Annotated in this window: 15 protein-coding genes; 8 read left to right on the top strand and 7 right to left on the bottom strand. The window is 71.6% G+C overall.

The window, feature by feature from the left end; translation table 11 throughout:
• Positions 1–29: 29 nt before the first annotated feature.
• From VF584_01905 to VF584_01890, 4 genes are all read right to left on the bottom strand, one after another.
• A complete protein-coding gene (locus tag VF584_01905; GenBank protein ID HEX8208913.1) occupies positions 30–350 on the bottom strand; it encodes a hypothetical protein in 321 nt (106 codons plus the stop codon).
• 125 nt (positions 351–475) lie between these two features.
• Positions 476–817 (bottom strand): hypothetical protein, encoded by a 342-nt coding sequence (locus VF584_01900; GenBank protein ID HEX8208912.1) that lies wholly within the window; start codon positions 815–817, stop codon positions 476–478.
• Positions 818–840: 23 nt separating this feature from the next.
• A complete protein-coding gene (locus VF584_01895; protein HEX8208911.1) occupies positions 841–2016 on the bottom strand; it encodes an amidohydrolase family protein in 1176 nt (391 codons plus the stop codon).
• Between the two features lie 106 nt (positions 2017–2122).
• A complete protein-coding gene (locus VF584_01890; protein ID HEX8208910.1) occupies positions 2123–2434 on the bottom strand; it encodes a hypothetical protein in 312 nt (103 codons plus the stop codon).
• Positions 2435–2555: 121 nt separating this feature from the next.
• On the opposite strand from VF584_01890, the gene VF584_01885 reads away from it, so the two are divergent.
• Positions 2556–3386 (top strand): SDR family NAD(P)-dependent oxidoreductase, encoded by an 831-nt coding sequence (locus VF584_01885; GenBank protein HEX8208909.1) that lies wholly within the window; start codon positions 2556–2558, stop codon positions 3384–3386.
• 393 nt (positions 3387–3779) lie between these two features.
• Here the strand turns inward: VF584_01885 and VF584_01880 are convergent, their stop codons facing one another.
• Positions 3780–4169 (bottom strand): hypothetical protein, encoded by a 390-nt coding sequence (locus VF584_01880; GenBank protein ID HEX8208908.1) that lies wholly within the window; start codon positions 4167–4169, stop codon positions 3780–3782.
• Between the two features lie 321 nt (positions 4170–4490).
• Here VF584_01880 and VF584_01875 point away from each other — a divergent pair, with 321 nt between their 5' ends.
• From VF584_01875 to VF584_01845, 7 genes are all read left to right on the top strand, one after another.
• Positions 4491–6101 (top strand): M14 family metallopeptidase, encoded by a 1611-nt coding sequence (locus tag VF584_01875; GenBank protein ID HEX8208907.1) that lies wholly within the window; start codon positions 4491–4493, stop codon positions 6099–6101.
• Positions 6102–6331: 230 nt separating this feature from the next.
• Entirely contained in the window at positions 6332–7567 is a 1236-nt protein-coding gene (locus tag VF584_01870) for an MFS transporter (protein ID HEX8208906.1), read from the top strand.
• A gap of 67 nt (positions 7568–7634) precedes the next feature.
• Positions 7635–8378 carry an aquaporin gene (locus VF584_01865; protein HEX8208905.1) on the top strand — a complete coding sequence of 248 codons (744 nt, stop codon included), beginning with the start codon at positions 7635–7637 and terminating at the stop codon, positions 8376–8378.
• 257 nt (positions 8379–8635) lie between these two features.
• A complete protein-coding gene (locus tag VF584_01860) occupies positions 8636–8890 on the top strand; it encodes a DUF2007 domain-containing protein (GenBank protein HEX8208904.1) in 255 nt (84 codons plus the stop codon).
• A gap of 20 nt (positions 8891–8910) precedes the next feature.
• Positions 8911–9942, top strand: coding sequence for a PQQ-dependent sugar dehydrogenase (locus VF584_01855; protein HEX8208903.1), 1032 nt, complete (start codon positions 8911–8913; stop codon positions 9940–9942).
• A gap of 101 nt (positions 9943–10043) precedes the next feature.
• Complete coding sequence (locus VF584_01850; GenBank protein HEX8208902.1) at positions 10044–10466, top strand: VOC family protein; 423 nt, start codon at positions 10044–10046, stop codon at positions 10464–10466.
• Positions 10467–10538: 72 nt separating this feature from the next.
• Positions 10539–10910, top strand: coding sequence for a hypothetical protein (locus tag VF584_01845; GenBank protein HEX8208901.1), 372 nt, complete (start codon positions 10539–10541; stop codon positions 10908–10910).
• A gap of 425 nt (positions 10911–11335) precedes the next feature.
• Here the strand turns inward: VF584_01845 and VF584_01840 are convergent, their stop codons facing one another.
• A complete protein-coding gene (locus VF584_01840; protein HEX8208900.1) occupies positions 11336–12034 on the bottom strand; it encodes a haloacid dehalogenase-like hydrolase in 699 nt (232 codons plus the stop codon).
• Between the two features lie 242 nt (positions 12035–12276).
• On the bottom strand, positions 12277–12747 hold the full coding sequence (locus tag VF584_01835; GenBank protein ID HEX8208899.1) for a MarR family transcriptional regulator: 471 nt from the start codon (positions 12745–12747) through the stop codon (positions 12277–12279).
• Positions 12748–12778: the final 31 nt, after the last annotated feature.

Genomic DNA, 12778 nt, shown 5'->3' with positions numbered 1-12778 from the left:
GTCGTGGTTTGCGATCCATCGGGGCGTGCTTACGGGGTGGTGCCGGTGCCCGTGGTGCCGCCGGTGGTGCCCGCGCCGGCGCCCATGCCGGTCGTGTCCGCGGTCATGCCGGTGCCGGTCGTGCCGGTCGTGCCGGTGGTGCCCGTCGTGCCGGCGGCGCCGCCAGCGGCCGCGGGGTCGGTGGTGCCGCTCATCGCCGGGTCCGTGGTCGCGCCCGCCGTGCCCGCATCCGTCGTCGCCGCACCGCCGGCCTCGCCCGCGGCTCCGCCCTCTCCACCCTCGCCACCGCCGCCGCACGCCGCGGCGCCAAACATCGCGGCCAGGGCCAGGGTCGAAAGAAGTTTCTTCATCGCGTCCTCCAGAAATCGGATAGGTGAATCGCGCGGCTCCTCGGCCGCCAGTGCAGGGCGCGCCACGCAACATCCACACCCGGCACCCCGTACAGTTCCGCGCCCCGATGGTGCCGTGTTACGGGTCAGGGCGTGGGGGGCGGGGGCGTGCCCGCGGGGGGCGTCGATGCGCCGCTGTTGGTCCCGGCCGGCCCGCCGGCCGTGGACGCGTCGAACGCGGGGCTCTGCCCGGCCGTGTCCGTGGTCGCGCCGGTGGTGGCCCCGCCCGTGGTGCCGCCGGTCACGGTGGGATCGGTGGTCCCCGTGGTGCCGTTGGTCATCGCCGGGTCCGCCGTGGTGGTGCCCGCCGCGCCCGCGTCGGTGGTGGCCGCCTCCCCGCCCTCGCCACCCTCTCCGCCGCCGCCGCACGCCGTCGTCCCCAGCATCGCCGCCAGCGCCAGGATCGGGATCATCCGGTTGGTCTTCATCGCTCCTCCAGTCGGTTGAACGTTCACTGCCGCGACCCTTCGGAGCCGCGATCGGGGCACTTCCCCCCTACCAGGTGGATCGCCCGCATGCTGTCATCTAGGAACCGCTCTTCCACCACCGTGCTCCCGTCGCGCACCATGAAGACGCCCTTGGAAAGGACGTGGACGATCTCCAGCGAGCCCTTTTCCAGGAGGAGGATGTCGCCCCACTTCCCCTTCTCCAGCGTCCCCTTCATCTCCAGCTTCAGGATGCGCGCGGTGTTGCGCGTGACCAGCGAGAGCACCTGCTCCAGCGGAAAGCCGTGCTCCGTCACGCACGAGCGCACCTGCTCCGAGAGCACGCGCGGGCTGCTGATGGAGGCGTCGGACGATGCCGTGAGGCGCGCCGGGTCGCCCCCCGCGTCCAGGTAGAAGCGGAGCCACTTCGGCAGGTCTTCCGCGATGGTGTCCACGTCCACGCTGCACCCGCGCCTGGTGAGCTCCACGGCCTCGGCCATCAGCTTCTCGTTCCGCTGCACGTGCGTGGGGTAGACGCAGCGCGGGTCGATGTCGTGCTCGTCCAGGATCAGGCGCAGCGGCTCCAGCCGGCGGTCCATCTCGCCCACGTGGAAGTGCGTCACCCCTGACTTCCTCGCCAGCATCCCGCCGATGTAGGTGTCGCTGACGACGCGGGCCAGCTCCACGGCGCTCGTGTTCATCCCCCGCCGGTCGGAGATGGCGACCTCGCCGGTGCCGATCACCTCCTCCAGGAACATGATGTCGTCGCGCACCGAGTTCATGATGGAGGAGGGCGGGATGTTGTAGCCGCCCGTCCAGAGGTACGCGTTGAGCCCCTGCTCGTTGAGCCCCTTCACCTTGGCCAGGAGCCCCGCCATCGTCTTCATGGTGGTGTCCACCCCCAGCGCGCCCACCGCGGTGGTGATGCCGTACGGCACGATCTCGCCGATGAAGAACTCGGGCGTCTGCGTGGCGAACCCTTCCTCGCCGCTCCCGCCCAGGAGGTGCATGTGGGGATCGATGAAGCCGGGGACCACCAGGCATCCCGTGGCGTCGATCACCTCGCACTCCACGCCGACGGACTCGACGGCCTTGCGGTCCACCTCGCCCACCTTGCCGATCTTGCCATCGGTGAGGAGCACCTGCTGCTTCCCCACCGGCGCCGGCGTGTAGACTTCCCCGTTCTCGATCAGCTTGAGCACGCGTCCCCTCCTCCGCTCCGTTGGTCCGCCCGCACGTGGCGCAGGGGGCGCGGAGTGCGCGCCCCGTTCCCCCCTGGCCTCACGGCGTTCGAGGCGGGGGTGCGTGTCACGGCGTGGTGGCCGTGCCGCCGGTGGTTCCCGCGCCGCCCGCGGGGGTGCCGGAAGCGCCGGTGGTATCGGTGGCGCCTGTCGCCGGCATCGCGCCGGCGGTGGTGTCGCCCGGCATGGGACCGGCCGGCATGGTGCTGGCCGCGCCGGTGCCCGCGCCGGTGGTGTCCAGCGCCGGGGCCGCGGAGCCGTCCGGTGCGCCCGCCGTGGTGTCCGCCGTGGCGCCGTTGGATGCGTCGCCGCCGCCGCCGCCGCACGCGGCCAGCAGCGCCGTGATGGCGAGTGTCGAGATGATTCCGCTTCTCCGCATGCGTCCTCCGTCTGGTGTGGGTGCGTTATGGGCGGCGCGCGCCGTCGCAACCGGCGTGCCGGGCGTGGCTCAGCATGAGTGTTGCGCACGCCGCGCTCAACGCCGAACCGAGGAGGCCGGGATGGAGGGAAAGGTATGCGTGGTGACGGGTGCCACCGGGGGGATCGGCGGGGCGACGGCGCGGGGGCTGGCGGCGCGGGGCGCGACGGTGCTCCTGGTGGCGCGCGATGCCGTCCGCGGCAAGGCGCTGCGCGAGTCGATCGCGCGGGAGACGGGGAACGAGCGCGTGCGCCTGGTGCGCGCGGACCTGTCGTCGCAGGCGGAGGTGCGTGCGGCCGCGGCGTTGATCGCGGCGGAGCACCCGCGCGTGGACGTGCTGGTGAACAACGCGGCCGTCTACACCCGCAAGCGCGCCGAGTCGGTGGACGGCGTCGAGCTCCAGTGGGCGGTCAACCACCTCGCGCCCTTTCTGCTGACCCACCTCCTCCTCGACCGCCTGCGTGCGGCGGGCGGTGCGCGGGTGATCACCGTCTCCTCCGGCGCGCACAAGGGGCGATCCATCCCGTGGAACGACGTGGAGATGAGGCGGCGCTACTTCGGCTGGCGGACGTACGGGGCCACGAAGCTGGCGAACCTCCTCTTCACCCGCGAGCTGGCGCGCCGCGAGAGCGGGATCATCGCGCACGCCATGCATCCCGGCGTCGTCGCCACGGAGCTGCTGATGCGCGGACTGCCGCCTATCCGCCTGTTTCGCAGGTTCCTCAAGACTCCGGAGGGAGGCGCCGCGACGGTGCTCTTTCTCGCCACCTCACCGGATGCGGCGCATTCGACCGGGAAGTACTGGATCGACGAGCGCCCCGCCGAACCGGACCCCGCGGCGCTGGACGATGAGGCCGCGCGGCGGCTGTGGCGGTGGAGCGAGGAGAGGGTTGGGGCCTCACCCGATAGGTAACCGGTGCCACCCTCGCCTACAAGCGGCCGTAGGAGAGGGGATTTGGGGAGGGCGTGGTAGGCGGGGGGCGGTGCGGGGGATGGCACGGGCAGCCACGTGGGGCGGCCCCTACGAGGTTCGTCCGGTGGGCGGGGGTCGAGGTGGGGCGGAGGGCGGGCGCGATGAATCGCGCCCCTACGGTGATCGTGCGGGAGGCAGGGGGCGAGGCGGGGGCAAGGGCGGGCAGACACGCAGGTCTGCCCCTACCAGGATCGGTGTGGAGGGGGTGGGGGCGGAGCGGGGGCCGGCACGGGCGCGGTGAATCGCGCCCCTACGAGATGCCGACCCGGGGCGAAGTGCACCCTTTCCCCCGCTTGCGGGGGAGAGGGCCGGGGAGAGGGGGAGCCTGCCTCTCTACGATTCCAGGTCGGAGGTCCACTGGGGGGCGGTGTGGCCCAGCGATTGGAAGAGGCCGCGCAGGAGGGCGGCGGCGCGGTGGATGGCGGCCGCGCGGTCTTCCTCGGGGATGCCCAGGAGGAGCAGCTCCAGGGCGATCCGCGCGTCCTCGGCGGCCAGGGCATCGTCGGCGGCGCCGGCCAGGCCCTCGCGCAGCTCGCGGGCGTACCACTTCCTCCACAGGCGCGCGTTGCGCTCGTACGGCTCGGATCCGTCCACGAACTTCTTGGTGGCGCCCACCTTGACCCCGGCGCGCACGGCGACCTTGCGCAGCGACGTCCGCGCGACCTGCTCGCGGGCGTGTGCGCGGATGCGCTCCATGGACGCGTCGCGATCGCGGTCAGCCACGAGCCCCTCCGTGAAGGGGTGGCCGAACGGTGCGCTTCAGCGGGCGCTGTGCACTGTGTTTACTTGAATTTAGGTTACACTCTTACATTACAGGCACCTTTCCGAACCGGCAAGAACTGGCCCCGAACTTCTGCACCGTGGACAGTGCCGCCCGCCCTCGCCCGTCATCGCCGGACGGTTGAAATACCAGGCGCGCAGCTTGGGCCAGATCTGCCGTGGATACCAGGCTGGCGCGGCACGCGCGCAGGCGGTTGCGTGTGCGCCATCGCCCGCTACGTTTCGTCCGCACGAAGGCACATCTCGCCCCACAACGGACCCGTGATGCCCGCATCCATCCGCCGGACCGCGCTGGCCTCGCTCCTCCTGGCCGCCGCGCCCCTCGGCGCCCAGACGGAGCCGCGCACCCGTCCCGAACGGTCCGGCTTCCGCGAGACGTCGCGCTACGACGAGGTGGTCGCCTTCATGGAGGCGGTCGACGCCCGCTCGCCGCGCGTCCACCTCACCACCTTTGGCTACACGCTGGAGGGTCGCCGCCTTCCGCTCGCGGTAGTGGGCAACGTGCGCGATGCGTCGCCCGAAGCGGTGCGCGCCTCGGGGAAGACGATCGTCTACCTGCAGGGGAACATCCATGCGGGCGAGGTGGAGGGGAAGGAGGCGCTCCAGCTGCTTCTGCGCCAGCTTGCGGGCGGGGCGCACGCGGCGTGGGCCGACTCGCTCGTCCTTCTCATCGCGCCCATCTACAACGCGGACGGAAACGAGCGGGTGAACCTGACGAACCGGCCGCACCAGCTGGGGCCGGTCGGCGGGATGGGGCAGCGGCCCAACGCGCAGGGGCTGGACCTGAACCGCGACCACGTCAAGCTGGACTCGCCGGAGGCGCGCTCGCTGCTGGAGATGGCGCGCGCGTACGACCCGCACGTGTGGGTGGACCTGCACACGACCAACGGCACCTTCCACGCGTACCACCTGACCTACGCGCCCCCGCTGCACCCCAACACCGACGCGCTGGTGGCGGGGCCGCTGACCGGGGATTGGCTCCCGGCGGTGGTGCGCGCGATGAAGCGGAAGCACGGGCGCGAGCTGCACGACTACGGCAACGTCCCCAACCCGGAGAGCACCTGGGCGGCGGCGCGCGGGGCGGAGCGCGGGTGGTACACCTTTGACCACCGCCCGCGCTTCAGCAACAACTACGCGGGGCTGCGCAACCGCTTCGGCATCCTGAGCGAGGCGTACGCGTACCTCTCCTTCGAGGACCGGATCGCGGTGACGGGCGAGTTCGTGGAGGAGGTGCTGGCCTGGGCGCACGCGAACGCCACCCGCATCCGCCGCGCGACCGAGGCCGCGGACCGCCGCACGCTGGCGGGCGGGCGCCTGGCCGTCACCGCGCGGCTGCATCGCGGCGCGCAGCCCATCGAGATCCTGATGGGTGCCGTCGACACCCTGCGCCACCCCTACACCGGCGAGATCATGATGCGCCGGCGCGACGTGGCGCGCCCGGAGCGGATGGCCGACTTCTCCACCTTTGAGGCCGCGGAGACGGAGGTGGTGCCCGCCGCCTGGCTCGTCCCCGCGGAGCTGGCGGAGGTGGCCGACCGCCTGGCCGCGCACGGCGTGCGCTTCGAGCGCCTCGCCGCTCCGCAGCGGATGATGGTGGAGGAGTTCCGCATCGACTCCACGCGCGCCGCGGAGCAGCCCTTCCAGAACCACCGCGAGCGACGCGTGTGGGGCCGCTACGTCCGCACGGAGCGTGTCGTGCCCGCGGGGACGCTGCGGGTGACCTCATCGCAGCCGCTCGGCCGGCTGGCGTTCACCCTGCTGGAGCCGCGCTCGGATGACGGGTTCCTCAACTGGAACCTGATGGACGCCGCGCTGGAGAAGGCGCCGGGGGTGTACCCGGTGGTGCGGGTTATGGCCGGGGCCACCGGGGGATGAACGCGCCGGGCCCCACGCCACCGGGGGCTGAAGCCCCCGGCTGGAACGACGGGAAGACGGCTGAAGCCGTCTCGCGAGCCGCGGGTCTGCGTCGTACACCCAGTCCCAACGCACTCACGCACTAACAGCACTCACGCACTTTCCTTCACCCGTTCGCGCGGGTACGTTGTGCCCCGTAGCCCGCCCCAATCCCCATCCAAGGAGCGCGTCTGGGCAAGCTGGCCGTCCTGATGATCACGGCGTTCGTGGACATGGTGGGTCTCCTGATGGTGATCCCCCTGCTCCCGTTCTATGCCACGGACCTCGGCGGCGGCGGGCTGATGGTGGGCGTGCTCGTGTCCGCCTTCTCGGCGGCGCAGCTCCTCTCGGCGCCGCTGTGGGGGCGCGTCTCGGACCGCTACGGGCGCAGGCCGGCGCTCCTGGTGGGGCTCTTTGCGTCGGCCATCGCGTACGTGGTGTTCGCGTACGCGCAGTCGCTGACGGTGCTCCTCCTCTCGCGGCTGGTGCAGGGCGCGGGCGGTGGGACGGTGGGCGTGGTGCAGGCGTACGTCGCCGATGCCACCGAGCCCCAGAACCGCGCGCGCAGCCTGGGATGGCTCTCCGCCGCGACCAACGTGGGGGTCACGATCGGGCCGTTGCTGGGGTCCGCGTCGCTGGGGTGGGGCGGACGCTCCGCGCCGGGGCTGATGGCGGCCGGGCTGTGCCTGGCGAACATGCTCTTCGCCTGGAAGTTCCTGCCGGAGTCGCGCGTGGTGTCGCGCGACGAGACGGGCGCCCCGCCGCCCCGCCGCCCGCGCGAGGCCGTCATGCGCGTCATCACCAATCCCGGCGAGGCGGCGCCGCGCCTCATCTGGATCTACGCCATCGGGATGGGGGCGTTCTCGGGGTTCACGGCGGTGCTGGCGCTCTTCCTGGCGGCGCGCTTCGGCTTCACGGAACGCAACATCGGCTACGTCTTCGCCTGGAACGGCGCCATCTCGGTGCTGATGCGCGCCGTGGTGCTGGGGCCGGTGGTGGACCGCTTTGGCGAGGCCCGGCTGTCGCGCTACGGGCAGGGGCTGCTGGGGATCGGGCTGCTGGCGCTTCCCCTCACCTGGCGCGTCCCCGGAGTGTTGAGCGTCGGGGGGATGCAGGTCGAGTGGCGCTGGGTGCTCCTGGGGCTCGCCATCTCGCTGGTGCCGGTGGGGACGGCGTTCACCTTCCCCTGCGTGACCTCGCTCCTGTCGCAGGTGATCCTGCCGCGCGAGCGGGGGGTGATGATGGGCGTCCAGCAGACCTTTGGCGGCGCAACGCGCGTGCTGGGGCCGCTGTGGGCCGGGTGGTCGTTCGATCACCTGGGGACGCCGTACCCCTTCGTGACCAGCGCCATCCTGGTGCTGGGGACGATCTTCCTGGGGCTGGGGATCGAGGCCCGCGCCCGCCCCGGCCCCGAGTCCGCACCCGCCGCCGCCCCTTCGAGCGCTTGACGGCGCGCCCCTCCGCGCGGACATTGCCGCCGGCCGCATCACCGTCCCCCTCCAACCCGACCCCCCCATGCCCGACCGTCTGATCCGCGCCCTCGTTTCCGAGGCCATCGGCACCTTTGCGCTCTGCTTCGCCGGCATCCTGGCGATCAGCGCCGGCAACCTGAGCGGCAACGAGGGCGCTACGTCGCTCACCACCGTCGCCTTCGCCCACGGGCTCGCCATTTTCGTGATGGTGGCGGCGCTCGGCGCCAACTCCGGCGCGCACTTCAATCCCGCGGTCACGGCCGGGTTCGTGGCCACGGGCAGGATGCCGCTCCCGCGCGGCGCCATGTACGTGGGCGCGCAGCTCGCGGGCGCGCTGCTGGCTTCGGGGCTGCTCGCCGGCGCCTTCGGGGCGGAGGTGGCGGCCGACGGCACCCCAGCCGTGGCCGACGGGATCACCGTGTGGGGAGCGCTGGTGCTGGAGGCGATCGCGACCTTTTTCCTGGTGCTCGTAGTCTTCGGCACGGCGGTGGACGAGCGGGCGCCGCGCGCGGTGTTTCCCCTCGCCATCGGCCTCACCGTGGCGTTGGACATCATGGCGATCGGGCCGCTGACGGGCGCGGCGATGAACCCGGCGCGCGCCTTTGGGCCGGCGCTGGTGAGCGGCGTGTGGGATGCGCACTGGGTGTACTGGCTGGCCCCCCTCCTGGGCGGCGTCGCGGGCGCCTACGTGCAGCACGCCTTCCTGATGGAGCGCGGCGCCCCCACTGCCAAGACCGCAGAGCGCGGCGGCCCCGCCCCCGCGGAGCAGCGTTTCGACGACGCCTGATTTTGGCCGGATGGGTGGTCGCACGCGGAGGCGCGGAGGAGGTTTTCTCCGCGTCTCCGCGTGAGATGCCGTTCCGCGGGAATATGGCGCGCGGGAGAGGTAGGGCAGACACGCAGGTCTGCCCCTACGGGATCGGTGCGTACGGCGGCGGTCGAGCCGAGGCGAGGGTGGGCGTGATAAATCACGCCCCTACCGGATCGCACCCGCTCCGGTTAACATGACGGACGCACCCTGACGCACCCCCGAACTCCACGCGCATGTTCCTGGACGGCCCTCCCTGGGAGGTGGCAGGCAGCTTCGGCACGGTGCTGGAGGCCGAGTTCGCGGCCGCCACGCTGCAGGAGGCCGGCATCCCGGCGCGCGTGCACGGCGCGCACGTGGGGATCTGGGGCGCCGGCTACCAGGGGCCTTCGATGTACGGGGTAAGCGTCGTCGTCCCCCGCCTGCGGCTGGAGGAGGCGAAGACGCTGCTGGGTGACTTCTTCGGGGACGGCGACGAGGCGCAGGCGTAGACCCCATTCGGCAAGGACCCATGCTGCGCGCATCCGCACTCCTGCTCCTGGCGCTCGCCGCGTGCAGCGGCGACGACCCCATCGATCCGCCCCCCGCCGTCGAAGCGCTTCGCCTCCAGGAAGTCGCTTCCGGCCTTGCATCGCCCGTCTTCCTCACCTCGCCGGCGGACGACGCGCGGCTCTTCGTGGTGGAGCAGGCGGGGCGCATCCGCATCGTCGAGAACGGAGCGGTCCTCGCGAACCCGTTCCTGGACATCGCCGACCGCGTGGGGTCCGGAGGGGAGCGGGGGATGCTGAGCATGGCGTTCCATCCCCGCTACGGGCAGAACGGCTTCTTCTACGTCTACTACACGGATCGCAGCGGCGACATCCGCGTGGAGCGCTTCCGCGTCTCGGCGGACCGGGCGCGGGCCGACGTGGCGACGGCGCGCAACATCATCACCATCCCGCACCGCGACGCATCCAACCACAACGGAGGGCTGGTGGCGTTCGGGCCGGATGGGCGGCTGTACCTGGCCACCGGCGACGGCGGGGGCGGCGGCGATCCGCAGCGCAACGGCCAGAACCCCGTGTCGCTGCTCGGCAAGATGCTGCGGCTGGACGTGGATGCCGCCGAGCCCTACGCAATCCCCGCCGGCAACCCCTTCGCGAGCGGCGGCGGGCGCCCCGAGATCTGGGCGATCGGCCTGCGCAACCCGTGGCGCTTCGCCTGGGATCGCGAGGCGGGGACGCTCTTCGTGGCCGACGTGGGGCAGAGCGCGTGGGAGGAGGTCAACGCCGTCCCCGCCTCCGCGGCCGGGCTCAACTACGGGTGGAACGCGATGGAGGGTGCGCACTGCTACCCCTCCAGCTCCACCTGCGACACCGCCGGCAAGACGCTCCCGGCGCTGGAGTACGGGCACGGCGACGGGTGCTCGGTCACCGGCGGATACGTGTACCGCGGGAGCGCGCTGGCGGGGATGCGGGGTACCTACTTCTACTCGGACTTCTGCGGCGGCTGGCTGCGCAGCTTCCGCATGGCGAACGGCGCGTTGACCGAACGCCGCCAGTGAGACGTGGGAAGCATCGGCAACGTCACCTCCTTTGGCGAGGACGCGCAGGGCGAGCTGTACCTGCTGGCGGGCGGCCGCGTGCTGCGCATCGTCCCGGCGTCGTGAGCGTGCGCGTCCGCGAGATCCTGGAGACCAGCCTCTACGCCGACGACCTGGAGGCGGCGGAGCGCTTCTACGCGGACGTGCTGGGGCTGGAGAGGATCACCCACGTCCCGGGCCGTCACGTCTTCTTCCGCTGCGGAGACCGCGTCTTCCTGGTCTTCAACGCCGCGCGAACGGTTGAGGGCGGCATGCTCCCGCCGCACGGCGCCACGGGGCCGGGGCACGTCGCCTTCGCCGTGGCGGAGGGCGAGCTCGCGGAGTGGCGCGCACGCCTGAAGGCGCACGGCGTGAAGGTGGAGACGGAGTTCGCCTGGCCGGAAGGCGGACACTCGCTCTACTTTCGCGATCCGGCGGGGAACAGCATCGAGCTGGGCACGCCCGCCATCTGGCGCATCCCGGAGGAGCGCATCTTCCGCGATTGAATCCACCCTGCCGCGCGCGCCGTTCCGTGCACTCGGCTTTTCACGACACCCACTGAAACTGGAGCACCTGCAATGCGGCAGCACATCGACACCGTCGCCTGGATCCACATCGCATTCGGCGGCCTGGGGGTGCTGTTGGCGCTCGCGGTGGGAGGGCTGCTGGGCGGACTGGGGCTCTTTGCGGACGACGCGCAGACGACCGGATTCGTGGTGCTTCTGGCCGGGTTCGTGGCGGTGGTGATGGGGCTCCTCTCGGTGCCGTCGCTGGTGGGCGGGTGGGGCCTGCTCAAGCGCCGCCCGTGGGCGCGCATGCTGGTGCTGATCGTGTCCTTCTTCGACCTCCTGAACTTCCCGATCGGCACGCTCCTGGGCGGGTACAGCATCTGGGTTCTGATGAACGACGAGAGCCGCCACATCCTCTCCGGCGCCGACTCGGCGCTGTAGCTGGGCGAGTGAACTCGCGGCAACAAAAGCACAAAGTCCGCCTGCGCGGACTCCGGGTCCAATGCCGGGCTGCACGAGCCGGCTTCAGCCGGCTTCCCGTGGTTCCAGCCGGGGGATTCATTTCATCCCCCGGTGCTGGCGGCCACGCCAATATTGACCCATCCACACCGATCCCCGCCCTCGTAGCCTGCGCAGGCAGGCTTCCAGCGGTTGTTGCAGCGGTTTGAACCGCCGGAGACCTCTGCACTGTTGCTAGCGTAGCGTCCGCGCACAAAAAGCGCGGCGGCCGACTACCCATGTTTGCACATGGCAGAGCCCTGGGGCTCTTGTCATCGGCCGCTCGCGCAATTGTCCTGGGCCCAAAGCTAAACCGCAGCTCTGCCCGGGTCAATTCGCGCCTTCATCTTCCTGCCACCCGATCCTGATCACTCACTCCCCACGATTGCGGCCCAGGCGGCGGCAGTGTCGCGGAAGTCGGGGAAGAGGTGGTCGGGGGCGTGGGAGGCGAGGTCCTCGGCGGTGTGGCGGCCGGTGGCGACGGCGATGGTGCGGACCCCCAGGTGCGCGCCGCAGGTGATGTCGAAGGGAGTGTCGCCCAGGATGACGATCTCCTTGCCCGCGTACTCGACGCCGGTTTGCTCGCGCGCGCGGCGCACGGCGACCGCGGGGAGCTCCGGGCGGTCCGCGTGATCGGAGCCGAATGCGCCCACGCGGAAACGCTCCCACGCCAGCCCCGCGGCGTCCACCTTGATCCGCGCGCCCGCCTCGATGTTCCCCGTCAGCAGCCCCATCACCACCTCGCCACCCGCATCCTCCACGCACCGCAGCAGCGCGTGGATACCCGGGAGCGCCTCCACATCCGTGTGCTCCATCTCCCGGCGCAGGTTGGCGATGTAGTGTGCCCAGAGGTCCGCGAGGCCGCGGTCGATCTCGTCGCGCGGGAGCCCGGCGGCGCTCATGAGGGCGTGGACGATCTGTGGATCGGTGCGCCCGGCGAAGGAGTAGCTGTCGATGGGGCCGGTGGTGCCGAACACGTCTACCAGCGCGGCGTGCAGCGCCCGCTTCCCGGCGCCGTCCGCGGTGAGAAGGGTTCCGTCGATGTCGAAGAGGACCAGCCGCCGCATGCCGCGCTCGCGGTTCGGGAGGAGCGGGGCAGCGCAGGGCGTGCCCGTCGAGCGGAGGAAGCTATGCGGGCGGGGGTGGAAAACGAAAGGAACGGCAGGACTCACGCGAAGGCGCGGAGAAGGTCAACGGCGAAAAGCATCACACGGAGAACACAGAAGGAACAGAAAGCCACAGAGAAAATGTTGTGCGGTTCTCCCTGTGGCTCTGTGTGAGGCCCGCGGTTGCAGTTCTCCGCGTGAGGCTACTGGCAGCAGGATGCTTCGGTGGCGCCCGCGTGCAGGGCGGCGGTGCGGGCGAGGTCGCGGATGAAGTTGAGCGTGGTGTGGCGGACCGCCGCGTCCGTTCCCGCCAGCACCGCCTGCATCTCCCAGACGGCGTCGGAGCGGAGCTGGTCTTGGAGCGCGAACCCCTCGTCCGTCAGGTGCAGCTGGAGGGCGCGGCGGTCGGCGGGGTCGGCGGTGCGCGTCACCCAGCCGCGGTACTCCAGCGCCGCCACGATGCGGCTGGCCGTGCTCTTGTCCACGAACAGCTCGGCGGCCAGGCGGTTCAGCGAGATCGGCCCGAGCCGCTCCAGCGCCTCCAGCGCGTGCGCGCCGGACACGGTGATCCCGTAGAAGGCCACGCGGTCGCGCGAGCGGTGCTGCTGGAGGCGCACCACGTCGCCCAGGGCGCGGTGGAACGCTTCGGCTTCTTCGTGGAGGGGTGATTCCATGCGGAGGACCCGGTTGGTGGATGCAACCGAT

The organism is Longimicrobium sp., from assembly GCA_036389135.1.
Taxonomy (GTDB): domain Bacteria; phylum Gemmatimonadota; class Gemmatimonadetes; order Longimicrobiales; family Longimicrobiaceae; genus Longimicrobium.
Note: the sequence above shows the minus strand (reverse complement) of the source record. Positions and strands in the feature narration are given on the sequence as shown.

Bases quoted from the DNA above. Each gene is read 5' to 3' on its own strand.
- VF584_01905 (HEX8208913.1), bottom strand. From the start codon at position 350: ATGAAGAAACTTCTTTCGACCCTGGCCCTGGCCGCGATGTTTGGCGCC.
- VF584_01900 (HEX8208912.1), bottom strand. From the start codon at position 817: ATGAAGACCAACCGGATGATCCCGATCCTGGCGCTGGCGGCGATGCTG.
- VF584_01890 (HEX8208910.1), bottom strand. From the start codon at position 2,434: ATGCGGAGAAGCGGAATCATCTCGACACTCGCCATCACGGCGCTGCTG.
- VF584_01885 (HEX8208909.1), top strand. From the start codon at position 2,556: ATGGAGGGAAAGGTATGCGTGGTGACGGGTGCCACCGGGGGGATCGGC.
- VF584_01875 (HEX8208907.1), top strand. From the start codon at position 4,491: ATGCCCGCATCCATCCGCCGGACCGCGCTGGCCTCGCTCCTCCTGGCC.
- VF584_01870 (HEX8208906.1), top strand. From the start codon at position 6,332: ATGATCACGGCGTTCGTGGACATGGTGGGTCTCCTGATGGTGATCCCC.
- VF584_01865 (HEX8208905.1), top strand. From the start codon at position 7,635: ATGCCCGACCGTCTGATCCGCGCCCTCGTTTCCGAGGCCATCGGCACC.
- VF584_01860 (HEX8208904.1), top strand. From the start codon at position 8,636: ATGTTCCTGGACGGCCCTCCCTGGGAGGTGGCAGGCAGCTTCGGCACG.
- VF584_01855 (HEX8208903.1), top strand. From the start codon at position 8,911: ATGCTGCGCGCATCCGCACTCCTGCTCCTGGCGCTCGCCGCGTGCAGC.
- VF584_01845 (HEX8208901.1), top strand. From the start codon at position 10,539: ATGCGGCAGCACATCGACACCGTCGCCTGGATCCACATCGCATTCGGC.
- VF584_01840 (HEX8208900.1), bottom strand. From the start codon at position 12,034: ATGCGGCGGCTGGTCCTCTTCGACATCGACGGAACCCTTCTCACCGCG.
- VF584_01835 (HEX8208899.1), bottom strand. From the start codon at position 12,747: ATGGAATCACCCCTCCACGAAGAAGCCGAAGCGTTCCACCGCGCCCTG.